15 protein-coding genes are annotated in these 18,138 nt (G+C 63.0%); 11 read left to right on the top strand and 4 right to left on the bottom strand.

Annotated elements, in window-relative coordinates; all coding sequences use genetic code 11:
- Positions 1–11: 11 nt before the first annotated feature.
- Together flhB and AC1DYC_RS14310 are read left to right on the top strand one after the other, a co-directional pair.
- Positions 12–1,094 (top strand): flagellar biosynthesis protein FlhB, encoded by a 1,083-nt coding sequence (gene flhB, locus AC1DYC_RS14315; RefSeq protein WP_477233026.1) that lies wholly within the window; start codon positions 12–14, stop codon positions 1,092–1,094.
- Complete coding sequence (locus AC1DYC_RS14310) at positions 1,091–1,528, top strand: hypothetical protein (protein ID WP_477407218.1); 438 nt, start codon at positions 1,091–1,093, stop codon at positions 1,526–1,528. The genes flhB and AC1DYC_RS14310 overlap by 4 nt, the downstream gene beginning before the upstream one ends.
- 174 nt (positions 1,529–1,702) lie before the next feature.
- On the opposite strand, the gene AC1DYC_RS14305 is transcribed toward AC1DYC_RS14310, so the two are convergent.
- Positions 1,703–2,473, bottom strand: a complete 771-nt coding sequence (locus AC1DYC_RS14305) for a helix-turn-helix transcriptional regulator (RefSeq protein WP_477407217.1) — start codon at positions 2,471–2,473, stop codon at positions 1,703–1,705.
- Positions 2,470–3,180 carry a helix-turn-helix transcriptional regulator gene (locus AC1DYC_RS14300; protein WP_477407215.1) on the bottom strand — a complete coding sequence of 237 codons (711 nt, stop codon included), beginning with the start codon at positions 3,178–3,180 and terminating at the stop codon, positions 2,470–2,472. Before AC1DYC_RS14300 ends, AC1DYC_RS14305 begins: the two co-directional genes overlap by 4 nt.
- Positions 3,181–3,693: 513 nt before the next feature.
- On the opposite strand from AC1DYC_RS14300, the gene AC1DYC_RS14295 reads away from it, so the two are divergent.
- Positions 3,694–6,600, top strand: coding sequence for a M16 family metallopeptidase (locus AC1DYC_RS14295; RefSeq protein WP_477407213.1), 2,907 nt, complete (start codon positions 3,694–3,696; stop codon positions 6,598–6,600).
- A gap of 63 nt (positions 6,601–6,663) precedes the next feature.
- Complete coding sequence (locus tag AC1DYC_RS14290; RefSeq protein ID WP_477407211.1) at positions 6,664–7,857, top strand: TMEM43 family protein; 1,194 nt, start codon at positions 6,664–6,666, stop codon at positions 7,855–7,857.
- Between the two features lie 37 nt (positions 7,858–7,894).
- Here AC1DYC_RS14290 and AC1DYC_RS14285 read toward each other — a convergent pair whose 3' ends face one another.
- Both AC1DYC_RS14285 and AC1DYC_RS14280 read right to left on the bottom strand, forming a co-directional pair.
- Positions 7,895–8,926, bottom strand: a complete 1,032-nt coding sequence (locus AC1DYC_RS14285; RefSeq protein WP_477407209.1) for a histone deacetylase family protein — start codon at positions 8,924–8,926, stop codon at positions 7,895–7,897.
- Positions 8,927–8,947: 21 nt separating this feature from the next.
- On the bottom strand, positions 8,948–9,808 hold the full coding sequence (locus tag AC1DYC_RS14280; protein WP_477407207.1) for a TetR/AcrR family transcriptional regulator: 861 nt from the start codon (positions 9,806–9,808) through the stop codon (positions 8,948–8,950).
- Positions 9,809–9,852: 44 nt separating this feature from the next.
- On the opposite strand from AC1DYC_RS14280, the gene AC1DYC_RS14275 reads away from it, so the two are divergent.
- The 7 genes from AC1DYC_RS14275 to AC1DYC_RS14245 all read left to right on the top strand — a co-directional run bounded on the left by AC1DYC_RS14275 (position 9,853) and on the right by AC1DYC_RS14245 (position 18,030).
- Entirely contained in the window at positions 9,853–11,526 is a 1,674-nt protein-coding gene (locus AC1DYC_RS14275; protein ID WP_477407205.1) for an amidohydrolase, read from the top strand.
- Between the two features lie 156 nt (positions 11,527–11,682).
- The gene (locus tag AC1DYC_RS14270) at positions 11,683–12,783 is read left to right on the top strand and encodes an ABC transporter ATP-binding protein (RefSeq protein ID WP_477303891.1); all 1,101 of its coding nucleotides are present in this window, start codon (positions 11,683–11,685) and stop codon (positions 12,781–12,783) included.
- 2 nt (positions 12,784–12,785) lie between these two features.
- Complete coding sequence (locus AC1DYC_RS14265) at positions 12,786–13,706, top strand: ABC transporter permease (RefSeq protein ID WP_112559356.1); 921 nt, start codon at positions 12,786–12,788, stop codon at positions 13,704–13,706.
- Positions 13,699–14,499 carry an ABC transporter permease gene (locus AC1DYC_RS14260; protein ID WP_477407203.1) on the top strand — a complete coding sequence of 267 codons (801 nt, stop codon included), beginning with the start codon at positions 13,699–13,701 and terminating at the stop codon, positions 14,497–14,499. Before AC1DYC_RS14265 ends, AC1DYC_RS14260 begins: the two co-directional genes overlap by 8 nt.
- Positions 14,500–14,522: 23 nt before the next feature.
- Positions 14,523–15,557, top strand: a complete 1,035-nt coding sequence (locus AC1DYC_RS14255; RefSeq protein ID WP_477303533.1) for an ABC transporter substrate-binding protein — start codon at positions 14,523–14,525, stop codon at positions 15,555–15,557.
- Positions 15,558–15,618: 61 nt separating this feature from the next.
- On the top strand, positions 15,619–16,815 hold the full coding sequence (locus tag AC1DYC_RS14250) for a serine hydrolase domain-containing protein (RefSeq protein ID WP_477407201.1): 1,197 nt from the start codon (positions 15,619–15,621) through the stop codon (positions 16,813–16,815).
- Between the two features lie 33 nt (positions 16,816–16,848).
- On the top strand, positions 16,849–18,030 hold the full coding sequence (locus AC1DYC_RS14245) for a serine hydrolase domain-containing protein (RefSeq protein ID WP_477407199.1): 1,182 nt from the start codon (positions 16,849–16,851) through the stop codon (positions 18,028–18,030).
- Positions 18,031–18,138: the final 108 nt, after the last annotated feature.

Raw genomic sequence — 18,138 nt, 5'->3', positions numbered from 1 at the left:
GCTGACCTCAAATGGCTGAAGCGGCGGACAAAGACTCCAAAACCGAAGACGCGACAGAAAAGAAAATCCGCGACACCATCGAACAGGGCAAGTTGCCCCATTCGCGGGAAGCCGCACTCCTGGCGTCCTTCATCGCCATACTGGTGTTCACCGTCTTCTACGCCAAGGATGCCGTCGTCGATCTCGGCATGTTCCTGTCCATGTTCCTGGAAAAACCCGAGGCATGGCCGATGGACACTGAGACCGACGTCATCGCGCTCTACAAGACCGTGATGATGGAGATCGGCCGTGCCGTCGTCAGCCTGCTGGTGCTGCTGGTGGTGGCCGGCATCGGCGCCTCGGTGCTGCAGAACATGCCGCAATTCGTCGGCGAGCGGATCAGGCCGCAACTGTCACGGATCTCGATAGCCAAGGGCTGGACCAGGACGTTCGGTATTCAGGGCTGGGTCGAATTCCTGAAATCGCTGGGCAAGCTCGGCTTCGCCAGCATCGTGCTCTACTTCACGCTGTCGCAGGACTACCGCCAGCTCCTGGCCGGCATGATCACCAACCCCGTCGCTTTCGGCCTCGTCATCAAAAGCATCACCGTCGACATATTGGTGGCGATCGTCTTCGTCATGGGGCTGATTGCAGCTGTCGACGTCGTCTGGTCGCGCTTCCACTGGAAGCAGGATCTGCGCATGACCAAGCAGGAGGTCAAGGACGAGTTCAAGCAGTCCGAGGGTGACCCGATCATCAAGTCGCGGCTGCGCTCGCTGGCGCGCGACCGGGCGCGCAAGCGGATGATGACAGCCGTGCCGCGCGCGACGCTGATCATCGCCAATCCGACGCACTTTTCCATCGCGCTCAAATATGTCCGCGACGAGGATTCGGCACCGCTGGTGCTGGCCAAGGGCCAGGACCTGGTGGCGCTCAAGATTCGCGAGATCGCCAAGGAGCATAACATCCCGATCTTCGAGGACGTGGCGCTCGCCCGCTCCATGTACAAGCAAGTTTCGGTTGATAGCGTGATCCCGTCGCAATTCTACCAGGCCGTCGCCGAACTGGTGCGGATCGTCTACTCGAAAAAGGCTGAGCGGAGACAAATTTCATGAACCGCCAACCGCACGCAAAATCCCGTGAACTCATCGTTGCCAAGGCCATCGAGCCAGTGGTGGACGAGTTGCGGCTGATCGATGTCGCCGACTACATCGCCTTTATCCGGCTCGAGCATTTCGCTTGCTTGTCGGACCTGGTGGATTCGGCGGTTGAACTGTTCTTCCTGCCGGGCACGCTCAGGCTTGGTCATGGCGGCGAAGCGCATGTCGACTGGAGCGGCAGCCCGCGCATCGTGCTTGATCTGGAGCTCAGGCCGCCTGGCGTCACCGTCTATTTCCAGCTGACGCTGAGCGAGGAGAGGTCTTCGGTCGCCGTCAACTATGTATCGTTCGAGAAGCCCGGCGAAGACCCGGAGCACAACACGGTCCTGCTGGAGACCGTGATCGAAGAGGCGCGCATCCGGAGGACCGAGCCGCTCGCCTATCGCTGAGTGTCTGATCCAAAAGTCGCCATGCCGGGCTGCAAATGGCACTTTCTGCGCTTCCGGTGCTCGCGTACCTTCATGTACGCTCCGCTCCGGTTCTCGAAATCACCATTTTCGCCAGCGGCCTGACGATTTTTGATTCAGACACTTCGTTCCGAGACGACAGCCTTGGTCCTTGGATCACTCGATCAGCCCCAGCCGCAGCGCCTTGGCCACCGCCTGGTTGCGGTTGACCGCGTTGAGCTTCTGCGTGGACTGGGTGAGATACTGGTTGGCGGTGTGGACGGACAGCTTCAGCAGCCTGGCGATCTCTTCGCTGGTGTTGCCGTTGGCGGTCAGCTTCAGGCACTCCAGTTCGCGCTTGGAGATCGAGCGCATCCGGCTGGCGTCGTTGGGACGAATGCGGGCAACGGCGGCGAACAGCGAGAAACAGCGGGCGTGGATTTCGTAGAGCGTGTCCTCCGGCAGAGCGATCGTCGAGCCGAGGAACACCACCAACCCGCAATGGCCGCGATCGGCATGGACGGGGAAGGCAATGCCGTTGGTGCCCGGCGCCAGCGCCGCCGTGCGCTCCGCCCAGGCAAGGTTCTGGAAGACGGCGTCCGAGCCGGCGATGCCGTCATCGGCCCACCAACGCGGCGCTGTCGAGGCGCCGCTGTGGCGCACCATCTCCTCGCCATTGGCGCCGGCGATGAACTTGGTTGTCACCGCGGTGGCGGGATAGTCGGAATCGAAGCTCGGCACCAGGCGCGCGCGTTCCGGCGAAGGGCTGACGAAGTAGAGGCCGAAGGCCGACGCGTTGATGTCGACGGCGATCCAGCGGCAGCGGCGCACCGCGTCCGGGATGCTGACGGCGTGGTGCGTCTCGGAGCCGATGGAGAAGGCGCCGAACGGATTGCGCTGCTCGTTGAAAAGGGCTTCGGCAGCCGCCTTGATGTCAGCGTGTTTCAAATGATGCCGCTCCTGATCGCCGTGGCGATGGCCATCGCACGGTTTGAGGCCGCGAATTTCTGGATGGCGTGGGTGATGTAGCTGTTGACGGTGTTGGACGAGACCCCGAGGATGACCGCGACCTCATCGGTGGTCTTGCCTTCCGACACCCAGAACAGGCACTCGCGCTCGCGGTCGGACAGCGGGTCCTGCATGGCGGCGGCGGCGACCAATTGCGGAATGGCGGACAGCGCATAGCAGCACTTCAGCTGGGCCTTCATCAGCGCCGGCTGGTCGATCTTGCCGGCCTCCGCCGCTGAGAACAAGGCGAACAGCCGCTGGCGTCCGACATTGAGCCGCAGCGAATAGACTTCGGCATGGCCAAGCGCGTCGAGCAGGCGGGCCTCCTCGCCGGTGACCAGACCGTCGGTGTCGGGTGCTTCGGCGGCCACCAACGGCTTCGGGCGGATGCCGGGTGCTACAGTCAGCGGCCCCTGGGCAAGGCCAGCGATCAGCCGCTTGCCGATGAGCTCGATGGCGTCGAAAATCCAGTTGGAGGAGACGATGCGGGCGTCGTTGCGGTCCTGGTCGTGGACGATGGCGACGAGCATGTAGCTGTCGGCGCCGATCTCGGCGGCAAGCTGCATGAAAAAGGAGGTGAGATCGCCGCGGGACGCGAGGCGCGAGCCTAATGTGTCGGATTGGAGAAGCGCGGCGGAGCTGCTCATTGGATGCTTTGGTTGTATGTCATGGCCGGAATCTTTTCTTGAGCCCGGATGCTGGGGTCACCAGCGGCCGAACTTGAAGACGCATTACGTTTACGAAGCACTCACACGGGCGCGGCGGTCGCGCCGATCGCCGAATCCATCAGGGAACGCGAAGCCGTCCGCGTCTGGTGCCGGTCAGAGGCCGGAACTTGAGACTTTGGGTGGTCGCCGCGCCCCCCAGGACCGGCTGATTCGGGTCTAATCTACCCGCAGATGAATCCGACATCAAACGCGATTTGACAAAATCGTTTTTTTTGGACTCAGGCGACTCAGAGCCGGCTTTCGTGGGCTTTTCCTGCCTCGAACGACCCGAAACGCTGACACGAAAAAGACAGAGGGTGTTGCGACACTGCCGTATCGAGGGCCGATCGATTCCGATAGGTTCTCGGCGACCGGCAGGGGTGGGCATCCCTTCGGTCGTAAAAGGCGGATTTGGGCGCGCTTGCTTCGCGGCCATCAGCATCGGGGGTAGTGATGAAGCAGGTTTTCCTGGCGTTCACGGTGGTGGTGCTTGCGGTTTTTGCCGGCGCGGCAGCGCCCGCCAAGGCCGAGCCGATCGTCACCTATGCGCTCGACAACGGGCTGCAGGTGGTGCTGGTGCCGGACCATCGTGCGCCGAAGGTGGTGATGAACCTGCGCTACCGCGTCGGATCGATGAATGAGCCCGCGGGACGCTCGGGCTTTGCGCACCTGTTCGAGCATCTGATGTTTTCCGGCACGCCGGCCTGGCCGAACGTGTTTGGCGCGCATGCAGCGCTCGGCAACGAGATCAATGCCTGGACCACCGAGGACGGCACGGTTTATTACGTCGACGGGCTGTCGTCGTCGCTGCCGATGATCCTGTCGCTGGAGGCCGACCGCATGGCCAATCTCGGCCGTTCGGTGACGCAGGCCAAGCTCGACCTGCAGCGCTCCGTGGTCAAGAACGAGATGCGCCAGAACGTGCTCGACAAGGCCGGCGCCTCCGGCTGGGAAGCCTTCTGGTCCGGACTGTTCCCGAAGCCGCATCCCTATAGCCGCATGGTCATCGGCTCGGTCGCCGACCTCGATGCGGCGACGCTCGACGATGTCAGAGGTTTCTTCAACAGCTATTATCTGCCCAACAATGCGGTGCTGGTGCTGGTCGGCGATATCAAAGTCGACGACACCAAGGCGCTGATTGCCGACACGTTTGGCAAGGTGCCGCGCGGCGCCGATGTGGCGCGGCCGGCGGTGCCGGAACCGACGCAGGCGCGGCTCAAGCTGGTGCTCGAGGATCGTGTGCCGAGCGCGATCGTCGTGGTCGGTTTCAGCGGCCCGGTGGCGCAGTCGCCCGACAATGGCGCGCTCAGCATTGCCGCCGAACTGCTCGGCAATGGCGAATATGGGTTCCTGCGCAACCGTTTGGTTTCGCAGCTGGGCATCGCCACCTATGCCAATGCGAACTGGACCGTCGGGCTGCTCGGCGGCCGCTTCACCTTCGAGGCGGGCGCGGCGGAAGGTGTCAAGCCGGAGGCGCTGGAAAGCGCGATGAAAGCGGCGTTCGCGGATTTCCTCAAGACACCGCTCGATCCGGCCGATGTCGAACGCGCGCGTACCGGCTTGCTGCAGGCCGCGCGGCTCGGCAATGAAGGGCTGAAGGATCGCGCCGGCACCGTCTCCTACTATGCCGACGTGCTCGGCGATGCGCAGAGTGCGCTGGTCGACGATCCCAGGGTCAAGAATGTCAGCATCGCCGATATCGAAGCGACGATGAAGCGGCTGTTGAAACCGGAAGATGCCAGCGTGCTGGTGCTGAAGCCCGGTCCGCGTGGGGGCTATCCCGACGCTCTGATCGGCTCGTCCGGCACGCCGCAACCGTTCACCGCACCGGAGCGGGCAGCGATCGATATTCCAAAGCATGCGGCCGGCGAGGCGCCTTCGGCGACCTTGCCCGCAAAAGAAACGGCGACGCTGTCGAACGGCATCAAGCTCGTCCACTACACGATGCCGGAAGCGCCGATGCTCTATGTCGCGGCCATTGCCCAGGGCGGCTGGAACAGCGTGCCGGAAGGCAAGGAGGGGCTGCTGGAGCTTGCCGCAAGCATGGCGACGGGCGGAGCCGGGGATCGCGGCTCGGCTGACTTCGCCAAGGCCGCCAGCGACATCGGCGCCGGCGTCGGCTACCAGGCCGGCGCACTAACCACGACGATGACGCTGGGCGTGCCGCCGGAAAAGCTCGACCAGGGTCTCGGCCTGCTTGCCGACGCGGTGCTGAAGCCGCGTTTCGATAAGACCGAATGGACGGTGCTGATGGCGCAGACGATCGACTGGCTGAATGGCCGCGAGGCCGATCTGCCCGGCGTTGCCGGCCGCGTGGCGAAGGCAGCGCTGATCCCGCAGGTGCCGGGCAAGGCGTCGGTCGACTGGTCGGCAAAGGCGCTGGCCTCGATCTCGCTCGATGAGGCGAGAGACGCGTTCAAGGCGGAGTTCACGCCGAAGGCGGTGACCTTCTACAGCGTCGGCCCGATGCCGGTCGCGACTGTTGCAGCCGGCCTGGAAAAGTCATTCGGCGCATGGACAAGCGACGCCGCCAGCTATGCCGTCGAGCAAGCGCCGGTAGCGCATTTCGATGGCGGCCAGAAGGTGCTGCTGGTGCCCGAACCTGGCGCCAGCCAGTCGGCGCTGTTCGTGGCGCGGCCGGCGCCCGGCACCGACGAAAGCGAGCGCGCCGAATCGACCGCGGTCTCCAACCTGCTCGGCGCCGATTTCTCCAGCCGGCTGAATTCGGTGATCCGCGAGGAGAAGGGCTATTCCTATGGCGTGTCGAGCTATCTGATGAGCCCGATGAAGGCCGGTTCGGGACTGGTGGTGGCAACCACGGTCGAGCGCGCTAACACCGGTCCGGCGATCACTGAGATACTGAAGGGCTTTGCCGGCCTGACCACCTTGCCGGTGGCGCAGGATGAGGTCGACCGTACGGTGACCGTCTATCGCCGGGCGCTGGCTGGATCGGCCGAGACCTCGGCCGGCCTGTTCTCTTCGCTGATTGCTGCGGTCGGCAGCGGCTCGACGCTGGAGGACCAGCAAGGCCGCATGGCCGCGCGCACTAAACTTACGCTCGACGCCGTGCAGAAACAGGCATTGGCCTTGTCGTCGCTGGATCCGTCGCTGATCGTGGTGGCGGGCGACCCGGATGTGGTGATGCCGCAGCTTGCCGCGGTCGGCCTTAAGGATGTGCTGGTCGTCAAACGGGAAGAGACGGCGGAGCAGACCGCGATGCGGGCACTCGATCTTCTTGGCAACAAGCGGCAGGCGCCGCTGTCGGCTTCACCGTGGCGGGTCGGCGATGGCGGCACGACGCGGGCGGTGCACTCTTGCGCAGGCGACCGGGATTGCGGCGCGCAGATCCACGCAGACTAGTCAGTTCGGCGCGCGGCCGCCGGTCGCGTTGAAATTTTGGGTAACTTTGTTTCGGGGGAAACGATGAGCGATTCATTTCAAGAAGTCACATCCGTCTCGTGGTTCGGACGGATCAAGCGTGCGGTGGGCGGGGTCATCTTCGGCCTCATCCTGATCGTGCTGATGGTGATCGGGCTGTTCTGGAACGAGGGCCGCGCCGTGCAGACGGCGCGCTCGCTGGCCGAAGGGTCGGGCGCGGTGGTTTCGGTCGGCGCCGACAGCGTCGATGCCGCCAATGACGGCAAGCTGGTCCATGTCAGCGGACCGGTGACAGCGGACAGCGGTCTCGCCGATCCGGATTTTGGCATCGCGGCGCAAGGATTGCGGCTGTCGCGCAGCGTCGAGATGTATCAGTGGAAGGAAGAGTCCAAGTCGGAGACGACGAAAAAGCTCGGCGGCGGTGAAGAGACGGTGACGACCTACAGTTATTCGAAAGTGTGGGACGACAGCCAGATCGACTCGTCCGATTTCAAGAAGCCGGACGGCCATCAGAATCCGTCCATGGCGATCCACAGCCGCACTTTCCAGATCCCGCAGGGCAAGCTTGTCGCCTTCGATCTGGATACGCCGGTGCTGGATCGCATCGAGGGCGACAAGGACTATTCGCTGTCGGCCGATCAGTCGGCGGCGATAAAGGCCGCCTATACCGGGACGAAGCCGCTCAGCATCGTCGATGGCAGGATCTATCTCGGCAATGACAACACAACACCTGCTCTGGGCGACTACCGCATCGGCTACGAACTGGCGCCGCTTGGCGTGGTCAGCATCGTCGCGCGTCAGGCCGGCAGCCGGTTCGAGCCATACCAGACGCAAGCGGGCGATGCGTTGCTGATGGTGGATACCGGCAACGTGCCGGCCGAAAAGATGTTCGCCGACGCTGTAAGCGCCAACACGCTGATCACCTGGCTGCTACGCGGCGCCGGCCTGCTTTTGCTGACCATCGGCTTTGCGCTGTTCCTCAGCCCGATCGGGGTGATCCTCGACGTCATACCCTTCCTCGGCAGCATGGCGCGGATGGGAACCGGCATTATCGCCTTCGTCCTGGCGATCCTGGTCGGCACGACGACGATCGCCATCGCCTGGTTCTGGTACCGGCCGCTGCTGGCGGTAGGGATCCTGGCCGCCGGCCTGATCGCGGCGGTGATCGTCTACAGGATCGGCCGGTCGCGAAAGCCAGTCGTTCCAGCGGCCGCGCCGACCACCGGCGCAGCTGTCTAGGTGGAGTTCCGGGGGCGGCTGTGGCCGCCCCCCACTCCTACTTGTCCTCGAAGCCGGTCAGCACGCCCACGGCGTTGATGCCGATTTCCTCGACGGCGTAACCGCCTTCCATGACGAACAGCGTCGGCAGGCCGAGCTTGGCGATGCGGCGGCCGATCTTCGGATAGTCCGGGCTCTTCAGCTTGAACTGGCTGATCGGGTCCTTCTCGAAGGTGTCGACGCCGAGCGAGACGATGACGATGTCAGGCGCGTAAGCCGCGAGCCTGGCGCAGGCATCTTCCAGCGAGGCGTTCCAGGCGTCCCAGTCGGTGCCGAAGGGCATGGGATAATTGATGTTGAAACCTTCGCCGGCGTCGGCGCCGCGTTCGTCGGCATGGCCGAGAAAGAAGGGGTATTCGACCATCGGATCGCCATGCAGATTGAGGACCTGCACGTCGGCGCGCTCGTAGAAGATCTCCTGCGTGCCATTGCCGTGGTGATAGTCGACGTCGAGGATCGAAACGCGTTTGGCGCCCTGGTCGCGGAACCACTGCGCTGCCACCGCCGCGTTGTTGATGTAGCAGTAGCCGCCCATGAAACCGGCGCCGGCGTGATGGCCGGGCGGGCGGCAGAGCGCGAAGGCCGACCGTTCGCCGCCCTTGACCAGGGCAGCCGCTGTCAGCGCCACGTCATAGGACGATTTGATGGCGGTCCAGGTGCCTTCGACGAAGGTGGCTCCGGCGTCGAAGGAATAGTAGCCGAGCAGAGCATCGACGCGCTTGGGCGGCACGTCGCCGCGCAGGCCACGTGTCGGCCAGGTGAAAGGCATGGCCGTGCCATTGTGGCCCTCGGCGGTCCATCGCGGCCACACCGTCGGCAGGAAGTCGATGTAATCGGCTTTATGGATACGCTTGGCGGCGGCGAGATCATGCTCGACCGGTCCGACGATCGGTCCAAGCTTCTCGCTCTCGACCCGCGCCTTGATGAATTCGGCCCGCGACGGTTTTTCGAAACCTGGAACGATGGCTGATGTGACCAGTTCCATCTGGCCGGCATGGCCAGCATGAAGCGGCGAATAGACAGTCTTCATAAAATTCCTCTCGAAGTGAAATCAGTCAAGGTTGAGATAGGGGGTCACCAGAGCGAGCCACATTCTTTCCACATCGTCCTCGATGAGGTCGTATGTCTTGCGGTCTCGTTTCAGTCCCACAAGCCGGCAGGCGTGCCCGACATCCATCATCAGCACGCCGAGCCGGCTGGCGATCCTGTCTTCAAGGGCCGGGTTCACATGCTGCAGCCACGCGGCGTAGAGCGCGATGATCTGCTCGTCATATTCGTCCTGGATCGGCCTGAGGTCGGCATTGCCGGAGATGGCCTCGATCACCGGCATCAGGTTGGCGTTTTCGAGATATATCCTGGAGGTATCGATGAAGAGCTTGCGCACTTCCTGGCGAAACTCGTCGCGGTTGGTGGGCGGCGCGACCTTGATGCGCCTGGCGATCACCTCGGGAAAGGATGATAGCCAGCGCCGCGCGAGGTCGAGAAGAATGGCTTCCTTGTTGGGAAAGTACTGGTAGACCGACCCGACCGACAGGCCCGCGCGCTGCGCAATGGCGAGCGTTGTCGGCGTCTTGGTTCCTTGCTCGCGCGTCAGAGTCAGCGCCGCGTCGAGAATCCGGTCGACCACCTTGCTCGACCGCTCTTGCCGCGGCTGCTTGCGCGGCTCGAGCGCCATCCTGGTTTCGCGGCTGAGATTGCGCTTCACGTCCCGATGCCCTCGTTCGCCCGTCCCAAGCGCCGCATGCTGTCCACAATACATTCGAAATTCGGCACGTTGACAAACGCGAATAATTAGTCGCATTCTTTTATCCACGCTGTTTTCGGAGATCACAAGGGGAATTTCAAAACAGCGCACTGGCATCAGTTTTTGTTCGATAGCGCCGCTCCAGCGGAGTGGAAGCTTGTCGGACAAGAGGGTTGTCGGTCTCAGTCAGTCGTCAAAAGCGCGGAGTCGCGATGTCTGTCACGGGTGCGGGTGCTGATCTGATCGTCATCAATGGTCGCGTGCGGACCATGGACGATGACAATCCCGCCGCCGAGGCTATTGCCGTCAAGGACGGCGCCATCATCGCCATCGGCAGCCGCGCTTCCATCGAAGAACTCAAGGGATCGGCTACCAGGGTTATCGACGCCAAAGGCGGTTCGGTCCTGCCCGGTTTCATCGAAGCCCACATGCATTTGTTCTCCGGAGGGGCCGAGCTCGCGCATCTCCAGCTTGGTGGTATCCACGGCTTCGAGGCGCTGCAAAGCGCGATCCGCGATTATGCATCGACACGGCCCGAGGCGAAGATGCTGGTCGGGCAGGGGGTCGACTACACCGTGCTCGGCGACGAGCGGGTGACCCGCCACCATCTCGACGCCATCCTGCCGGACCGTCCCTTCTGCATGGCGGCGCCCGACCATCACACCATGTGGGCCAACACCAAAGCGCTGGAGATGGCGGGCATTCTGCGGGCGCGCACGCTCGGTCCAGGCAACGAGATCGTCATGGGCGAAGACGGCCTGGCTGCCGGTGAATTGCGCGAGGGCGAAGCGTTCGGTCCGGTGCTCGACCTTGCCGGCGAAAGCCGGGTGCGGCTGGGGCTGTCGACTGGCGGCGAGCCCAACCCGATGCCGTCGGCGCAAGAGCGGGCCGCCGACCGCGACATCATGCGGCGCGGCCTTGCCTGGTGCGCCCGCCACGGCATTACCTCGATCCAGAACATGGACGGCAATCTCTACCAGCTCGAATTGCTCTCCGAGATCGAGGCCGAAGAAGGCTTGCCCTGCCGCGTCAAGATCCCGTTCCACTACAAGAATTTCATGACCCTCGACATGCTGGAGAAGGCCTCTGTCATGGCTGAGCGGTACGACAGCGAATGGCTGTCATCGGGCATGGTCAAGGTGTTCTATGACGGGGTGCTCGACTCCTGGACCGCGGTTATGGTCGAGCCCTATGCGGACCGTCCCGACTGGGTCGGCGAGCCGCTGTTCACGCCGCAGCAATTCATCGATCTCGCCGTGGCCATCGACAAGCGTGGCCTGCAGATCGCCGTGCACTCGATCGGCGATGGCGCCGTGCGCTCTGTGCTCGACGGTTACGAGGCGGCGCAAAAGGCCAATGGCAAGCGCGACAGCCGGCACAGGGTCGAGCACATCGAAGTCACCACCGCCGCCGATGTACCGCGTTTCGCCGAACTCGGCGTCATCGCCTCGATGCAGCCGTCGCATCCACCCGGAGCCATGGATTTTCCGCTGGAGCCGACCGTATCGCGCATCGGGCGGGACCGCTGGCCGCTGAGCTATGCCTGGCGCACCTTGAGGGAAGCCGGCGCCCATGTCGTGTTCGCGTCGGACTGGCCGGTGGCTGCGATCGACCCGATCCTGAGCATCCAGGCGGCATTGCTGCGCAAACCATGGGCAGAAGGCGATCCCGACCAGAGTTTCTCGCTGCAGGAAGGGCTCGCGGCCTACACGGTCGAGGGTGCCTATGCCGAATTCGCCGAGCAGCGCAAAGGCGTTCTGAAACCCGGCTACATGGCGGATCTGGTGGTTTTGTCCGCTGATATCGAGAAGACGGCACCGGCTGAATTGCACAAGGTTCGCCCGGTGACGACGGTCTGCGGCGGCAAGGTCACCTACCAGGCCTAACAATGGCATGCGGCTTGCAAAGCTTGCGGCTTGCAAGACGAATTGACGGACTGAACTGTGATTCAATGCCGGACTTGCCAACCTACCGGCCGTGTGGTCACATCGAACAGGGGAAAAACTCCGCCGACAAGAGCGGGGTCAACAGTGAGGCGTATCGTGCCGGAAAAACCGGATCGGAATGCAATTGAAGTCGTAAACGTCAGTAAAATTTTCGGATCAGGGGAAGGGCAGGTCGCGGCCCTCGACACGGTCTCGGTATCCATCCGCGAGAACGAGTTCTTCACCCTGCTGGGCCCATCCGGTTGCGGCAAGACCACGTTGCTGCGGCTGATTGCCGGCTTCGACTTTCCAACCGCCGGCGAAATCCTGCTTTACGGCCAGGACATTGCGCCCTTGCCGCCATTCAAGCGGCCGGTCAACACCGTCTTCCAGTCCTATGCGCTGTTCCCGCACATGACCGTCGCCGACAATATCGGCTTTGGTCTCGAAATGCTGGGCAAGCCGAAGGCCGAGATCACGGCGCGCGTCGCCGAGATGTTGAAGCTGGTGAAGATGGAGGCGCTGGCGGGTCGCCGCACCAGCCAGATCTCCGGCGGCCAGCAGCAGCGCGTGGCGCTCGCCCGCGCACTGGCGCCACAGCCCAAGGTCCTGTTGCTCGACGAACCGCTGTCGGCGCTCGACTACAAGCTGCGCAAGGAAATGCAGATCGAGTTGAAGCGGCTGCAGCACGAGACCGGCATCACCTTCATCTTCGTTACCCATGACCAGGAAGAAGCGCTGACCATGTCGGACCGCATCGCGGTGATGTCGTCGGGCAAGATCCTGCAGGTCGGTTCGCCGCGCGACATCTACGACCGGCCGGCCGAGCGCTTCGTCGCCGATTTCATCGGCGAGTCGAACTTCCTCAAGGCGGATGTGGTCGGCGTGACCAGTGGCCGCGCCACGGTAAAGCTATCGTCGGGAACGGAAATCCCGGCCTCGTTGCCGGACGGTTTCAGCCCCAGCGGCAAGGTCACCATTGTGGTGCGTCCCGAACATGCGCAGCTGGGTGCGGCCAGCCCGAGCGCTTCGCTGTCCGGCACCGTCGAGAACATCGTCTATCTCGGCACCGACACGCACTTCCATCTGCGCCTTGCCGGTGGCGAACCGTTCATCGTGCGGCGCCAGAACAGCCGCGGCGCCGGCGACGGCATCGTGCAGGGCGGCCAGGTCGGCATCATGATCGGCAACGACGCCGCGCAAGTGCTGAAGGACTGATCATGGCGACCGCGGAAGAAGTCGCCAAGGCAGCGGAGCGGCGCGATGTGCGCGACCGCTGGCTGCTGTCAGCGCCAGCATTGCTGGTGATTTTCCTCGCCGCGACCGGCCCCTTGCTGATCGTGCTGATCTACTCGTTCCTGACGCCCGGCCCCTATGGCGACGTGAAGTGGCAGTTTTCGCCCGATGCCTGGCTGTCGGTGTTCATGGAACGCGACATTTTCGACGATACGCTTTCGCTTGCGGCGGCGCATGTCACCATTTTCTGGCGCTCGATCAAGCTTGCGGTGGTGACGACCATCGCCACGTTGGCGCTGGGGTTTCCCACCGCCTATTTCATGGCGACGCGCAGCGAGAAGACCAGGGATCTCTGGCTGTTCCTGATCACCATTCCGTTCTGGACAAACCTTCTGATCCGCACCTTTGCCGTGCTGCAGATCATCCGCAACGAAGGCATCATCAACACCATCCTTATCAAGCTCGGCATCGTCTCGGCGCCGGTGCAGATCCTCTACACCGACACCGCGATCCTGATCGGCATGGCCTATGTCTACCTGCCGCTGATGGTGCTGCCGATCTATGCCAGCATGGAGAAGCTCGATTTCCGCCTGGTCGAGGCAGGCTATGATCTCTACGCGACGCGCTTCAAGGTGTTGCGCAAGATCATCTTTCCGCTGGTCAAGCCCGGCGTCATTGCCGGCTCCATCCTGGTCTTCATTCCGGCGCTTGGCGCCTATGTGACGCCGAGCGTGCTTGGCGGCGGCAAGAACATGATGCTGTCCAACCTGATCGAATTGCAGTTCGGGCAGGGCCGCAACTGGCCGCTCGGCTCGGCGCTGTCGATCACGGTGATGATTATCGTCATGGTGGCGCTGCTTGCCTATGTCCGCAACGCCGGCAAGTCGGGGGTGCGACATGGCTAGCAACTTTTCCATCAAGCACCAGACCGGCTTCACGGCGATCGCCGCGACCTGTTTCATCGTGCTCTACCTGCCGATCATCGTGCTGGTCGCCTACGCCTTCAATGCCGCGAACTCGACATCCGAATGGGGCGGCTTTTCGATGCGCTGGTTCCAGTCGGCGTGGCAGAATGTGCAGGTTATCGACGCGACGTTGCGCTCGTTCCAGATCGGCGCCGTCGCGGCAGTGCTGTCGACCATCTTTGCCACCATGGCGGCGCTGGCCACCACCCGCACCGCGTCCTATCCCGGCCTCACCTTCAAATATGCGGCGATCAACCAGCCGCTAATGGTGCCCGAGATCGTCACCGGCGTGGCGCTGCTGATCTTCTTCTCGCGCATCAAGATTTTCACCGGCTATTCCGGCCTTGGCTACCTGATCGCCGCGCACACGGCGTTCTGCATTCCGTTCGCCTATCTGCCGATCCGAGCGCGGCTGGAGAACATGGACCTGACTTTGGAGCGCGCCGCGGCCGATCTCTACGCGACGCCATGGAAGACTTTTCGGCGCATCACGCTGCCGCTTTTGTGGCCAGGCATCCTGGCCGGACTGATGCTGGCCTTCGTCATCTCGCTCGATGACGTCGTCATCACCGAGTTCGTCAAATCCGGCGGGCAGGACACGCTGCCCACCTACATGCTCGGCCAGATCCGCCGCGGCATCACACCCGAGATCAACGCGATATCGACCGCCTTCCTGCTGCTTTCGGTCGCGATCGTCACGTTGTTTTTCTTTGTCAGCAGGAAACGAGACTGAACCTACAAATGGGAGTTAAAACCATGAACTGGAAAACAACGACAGCCGCCATGGGGTTGGCGCTGCTCGCAACGACGGGCCTGGCCCGCGCCGATGGCGAGCTGAACATCTACAATTGGGGCAACTACACCAGCCCCGACGTGATCAAGAAGTTCGAGGCCAAATACAACATCAAGGTGACCATCACCGACTACGATTCCAACGACACGGCGCTCGCCAAGGTGCGTCAGGGCGGCACCGGCTTCGACATTGCCGTGCCGTCGCAGACCTATGTGCCGATCTGGATCAAGGAAGGCCTCGTGCTCGAGACCGACCCCGGCAAGATGGAGAACTTCAAGAACGTGGCGCCCGAATGGGCCAATCCCGATTTCGACCCCGGCCGCAAATATTCGGTTCCGTGGGCGCTGGGCACCGTCGGTGTCGTCGTCAACACCGATGTCTACAAGGGACCGGCCGACTCGTGGGGCATCATCTTCAACACACCGGACGAGCTCAAGGGCAAGACCAATGTCGTTCCCGAGATGAATGACGTCATCTTCGCCGCGATCAAATATGTCGGCGGCCAGCAGTGCACCGACGACAAGGCGGTGCTGAAGAAGGTGCGTGACACGCTTGTCGCGGCCAAGCCGAACTGGATCGCCATGGAATACAACACCATCGAGAAGATGGGCGCCGGCGACTTCAAGGCGACCAGCGACTGGAATGGTTCGGCGCTGCGCCAGCGGCTGGCCAATCCGGCCATCCACTACAATTATCCGAAGGAAGGCTACGGCCTGTGGAGCGACAACGTCGTCGTTCTCAAGGAGGCCAAGAACGTCGAGAACGCCAAGCTGTTCCAGAACTTCATCATGGATCCGGAAAATGCGGCGGGCCTGTCGGCCTTCCACCGCTACGCCAACGCCATCACCGGCTCGGACAAGTACATGCCGGCCGACATGAAGGACGCACCGGAGGTTGTCATTCCGGAGGCTGCGAAGGCACAGGGCGAATTCCAGAAGATGTGCGCGCCTGAGATCCAGGACATCTACACCAAGATCTGGACCGAACTGCAGAAGTAACCGCTTCTTGAGAGACCCGGCGATCTTTCCCGCCGGGTCTCTTCTTTCCGGAATGGCTTTCATGGACTCCTATCGCAACAGCGATCTGCGGCCGCCGATCATGCAGGGTTCGCCGCCGCAAATGGTATTGCCGAAACTTGATTGGGACCGGCCGCCATGGAACCGCTGGGCCTTTCAGCACATCCGCGAATTCCTGCCGACCGTCGAGGTCTGGCGCGGTGCCGGCCATCGCCATCGTTTCGAGCGGGCCGAGACCGATCTCGACGCATTGCCGGTCGAGGACAGCGAGGGCCGTCCGACCACACTCGCCGGTCTGCTCGACGAGACCTATGCGGACGGCTTCCTGGTGCTCAAGGACGGCAAGGTCGCCTACGAGCGCTATTTCAACGGCATGGACGAGCGCACGCTGCACCTGTCGCAGTCGATGGCGAAGTCGATAACCGGCACTGTGTTTGGGATTATGGTCGGGCGTGGCCTCATCGATCCGGGCAAGCCGGTAACCACCTATCTGCCGGAATTGGCCACCACCGGCTGGGCCGGCGCCAGCGTGCAGCATGTGCTCGATATGACCACCGGCGTGCGCTTTTCCGAAGAATACACCGACCGCTATTCGGATATCGGTCAGGTCGATGTCGCCACCGGCTGGAAGCCGGTGCCGCCGGACAGCGATCCGGATTTCCAGTGGCCGTCGCATCTGTTCGAACTGATCCTGCGGCTGAAGGACAGAGTGCGGCCGCATGGCAAAGCCTTCGAGTACCGTTCGATCGAGACCGACGTGCTGGCCTTCATCATGGAGCGGGTGACCGGCAAGCGGCTGGCGCAGCTGGTCTCGGAGGAACTCTGGCAAAAGCTCGGCGCCGACGAGAGCGCCTGCTTCACCGTCGACAGCGCCGGCTATGCGCTGGCCGATGGCGGCTTCAACGCGACGCTGCGCGACTATGCCCGCTTCGGCCAGCTGATCCTCGACGAGGGCCGCGGCATCGTGCCGGCCGACTGGATCGAGGCGACGCGCAATGGCAGGCATGGGCCGGATTTCAATCCGAGCTTGCCGGAGGGCAGCTACCGCAACCAGTTCTGGATCGAGGATCCGCGCTCACGCGCGCTGATGTGCCGGGGTGTGTTCGGGCAAATGATCCATATCGACTGGGAAACGAACATGGTCGTGGTCAAGCTCTCGACCTATCCGGATTTCAGCAATGTCGCCTATTCGGTGGCGACGCTGAAAGCCGTGCACGCCATCGCCAAGGCGCTTGGCTGAAACCACACAAACAATCCCTTTGAGGAAACGTTCATGACCGGCAAGACCGCGTTCGAGACCCGCCACGGCTTTAGCCGCAATGAGGTGCTGCTTTCCAACTGGCGCGAAAGCCCATTCAATCGCTGGTCGTTCCAGAATCTCGGCGAACTGGTGCCGACCGCTCCCGTGGCGGCAACGCCTGGGAGCGTCGAAGCGCCGGTGCCGGACCTCAGCGATCTGCTCCGCGACAAGGTCTCCGTCGCCAACGCGCCGGAAACGGTCGCCGAATTCCTGGCGCGTTCGAGCAGCGACGCGCTTACGGTGATGAAGGGCGGCAAGATCATCGGCGACTGGTTCGCGCCGCATATGGATTTCGGTGCTCGCCACATCATCTTTTCAATCAGCAAGTCGGTCACCGCCATCATCGCCGGCATATTGGAAGGCGAGGGCGTGTTCGATCCGCAAGCGCCGGTGACCCAGTACATCCCGGAAGCCGCCGGCTCTGCCTATGCCGACGCGAGTTGCCGGCATGTGCTCGACATGAGCGTCAGCCTCGATTTCGAGGAGGCCTATCTCGATCCCGAAAGCGCCTTTGCCCGCTACCGCCGGGCCACGCTGTGGAATCCGGGCGGCGGCACGGAAAGCCTGCGCGAATTCATCCTGACCTTGCAGCGGCTTGACGAACCGCATGGCGAGACCTTTCGCTACCGTTCACCCAACTCCGACCTGCTCGGCATCCTGCTGGAGCGCGCTTCGGGCCAGCGCTTCCCCGACCTGATGCGCGAGAAACTGTGGCTGCCGCTCGGCGCCGTCAGCGAAGCCTCGATCGGCGTCGACATGGAGGGCACGGCGCGCACCGCCGGCGGCATTTCGGTAACGCCGCGCGATCTCGCGCGCATCGGCGAGATGATGCGGCAGGGCGGAACGGCCAATGGCCGGCGCATCGTACCGGAAGCCTGGGTGCACGATACGGTCGTTACCGGCGGCAATGCGGAAGCCTGGCAGCGCGGCACCATGGTGCATCTGTTCCCGAAGGGCCGGTATCGCAACAAATGGTACCAGACGGGACACGAAAACGGCGCCTTCTGCGGCATCGGCATCCATGGCCAATGGCTGTACGTGAACCCCAAGACCGAAGTGGTGATTGCAAAAATGGGGTCGCAGCCTGTGCCGGAGGAGCCTGCGCTTGAACGCGAGATCGTTGCCTTCTTCGAGGCGCTGAGCGGGCTGGTTTAGCCCATCCCGGACATCCGAACTTCGGTGCTTTCCTGTGGACCTCGCGCGCTGGTGAAGACGCGGCAGTTGGCGGCGCCGATGTCTGCGCCTATGGTCGCCGCTCTTTTG

The organism is Mesorhizobium sp. P2_E7 (assembly GCF_056403855.1).
This window is presented reverse-complemented; position numbering and strand designations above follow the sequence as displayed.

Excerpts from the sequence above, each read along its gene's own strand:
- flhB (WP_477233026.1), top strand. The coding sequence starts at position 12 with ATGGCTGAAGCGGCGGACAAAGACTCCAAAACCGAAGACGCGACAGAA.
- AC1DYC_RS14310 (WP_477407218.1), top strand. The coding sequence starts at position 1,091 with ATGAACCGCCAACCGCACGCAAAATCCCGTGAACTCATCGTTGCCAAG.
- AC1DYC_RS14300 (WP_477407215.1), bottom strand. The coding sequence starts at position 3,180 with ATGAGCAGCTCCGCCGCGCTTCTCCAATCCGACACATTAGGCTCGCGC.
- AC1DYC_RS14295 (WP_477407213.1), top strand. The coding sequence starts at position 3,694 with ATGAAGCAGGTTTTCCTGGCGTTCACGGTGGTGGTGCTTGCGGTTTTT.
- AC1DYC_RS14290 (WP_477407211.1), top strand. The coding sequence starts at position 6,664 with ATGAGCGATTCATTTCAAGAAGTCACATCCGTCTCGTGGTTCGGACGG.
- AC1DYC_RS14285 (WP_477407209.1), bottom strand. The coding sequence starts at position 8,926 with ATGAAGACTGTCTATTCGCCGCTTCATGCTGGCCATGCCGGCCAGATG.
- AC1DYC_RS14275 (WP_477407205.1), top strand. The coding sequence starts at position 9,853 with ATGTCTGTCACGGGTGCGGGTGCTGATCTGATCGTCATCAATGGTCGC.
- AC1DYC_RS14265 (WP_112559356.1), top strand. The coding sequence starts at position 12,786 with ATGGCGACCGCGGAAGAAGTCGCCAAGGCAGCGGAGCGGCGCGATGTG.
- AC1DYC_RS14260 (WP_477407203.1), top strand. The coding sequence starts at position 13,699 with ATGGCTAGCAACTTTTCCATCAAGCACCAGACCGGCTTCACGGCGATC.
- AC1DYC_RS14255 (WP_477303533.1), top strand. The coding sequence starts at position 14,523 with ATGAACTGGAAAACAACGACAGCCGCCATGGGGTTGGCGCTGCTCGCA.
- AC1DYC_RS14250 (WP_477407201.1), top strand. The coding sequence starts at position 15,619 with ATGGACTCCTATCGCAACAGCGATCTGCGGCCGCCGATCATGCAGGGT.
- AC1DYC_RS14245 (WP_477407199.1), top strand. The coding sequence starts at position 16,849 with ATGACCGGCAAGACCGCGTTCGAGACCCGCCACGGCTTTAGCCGCAAT.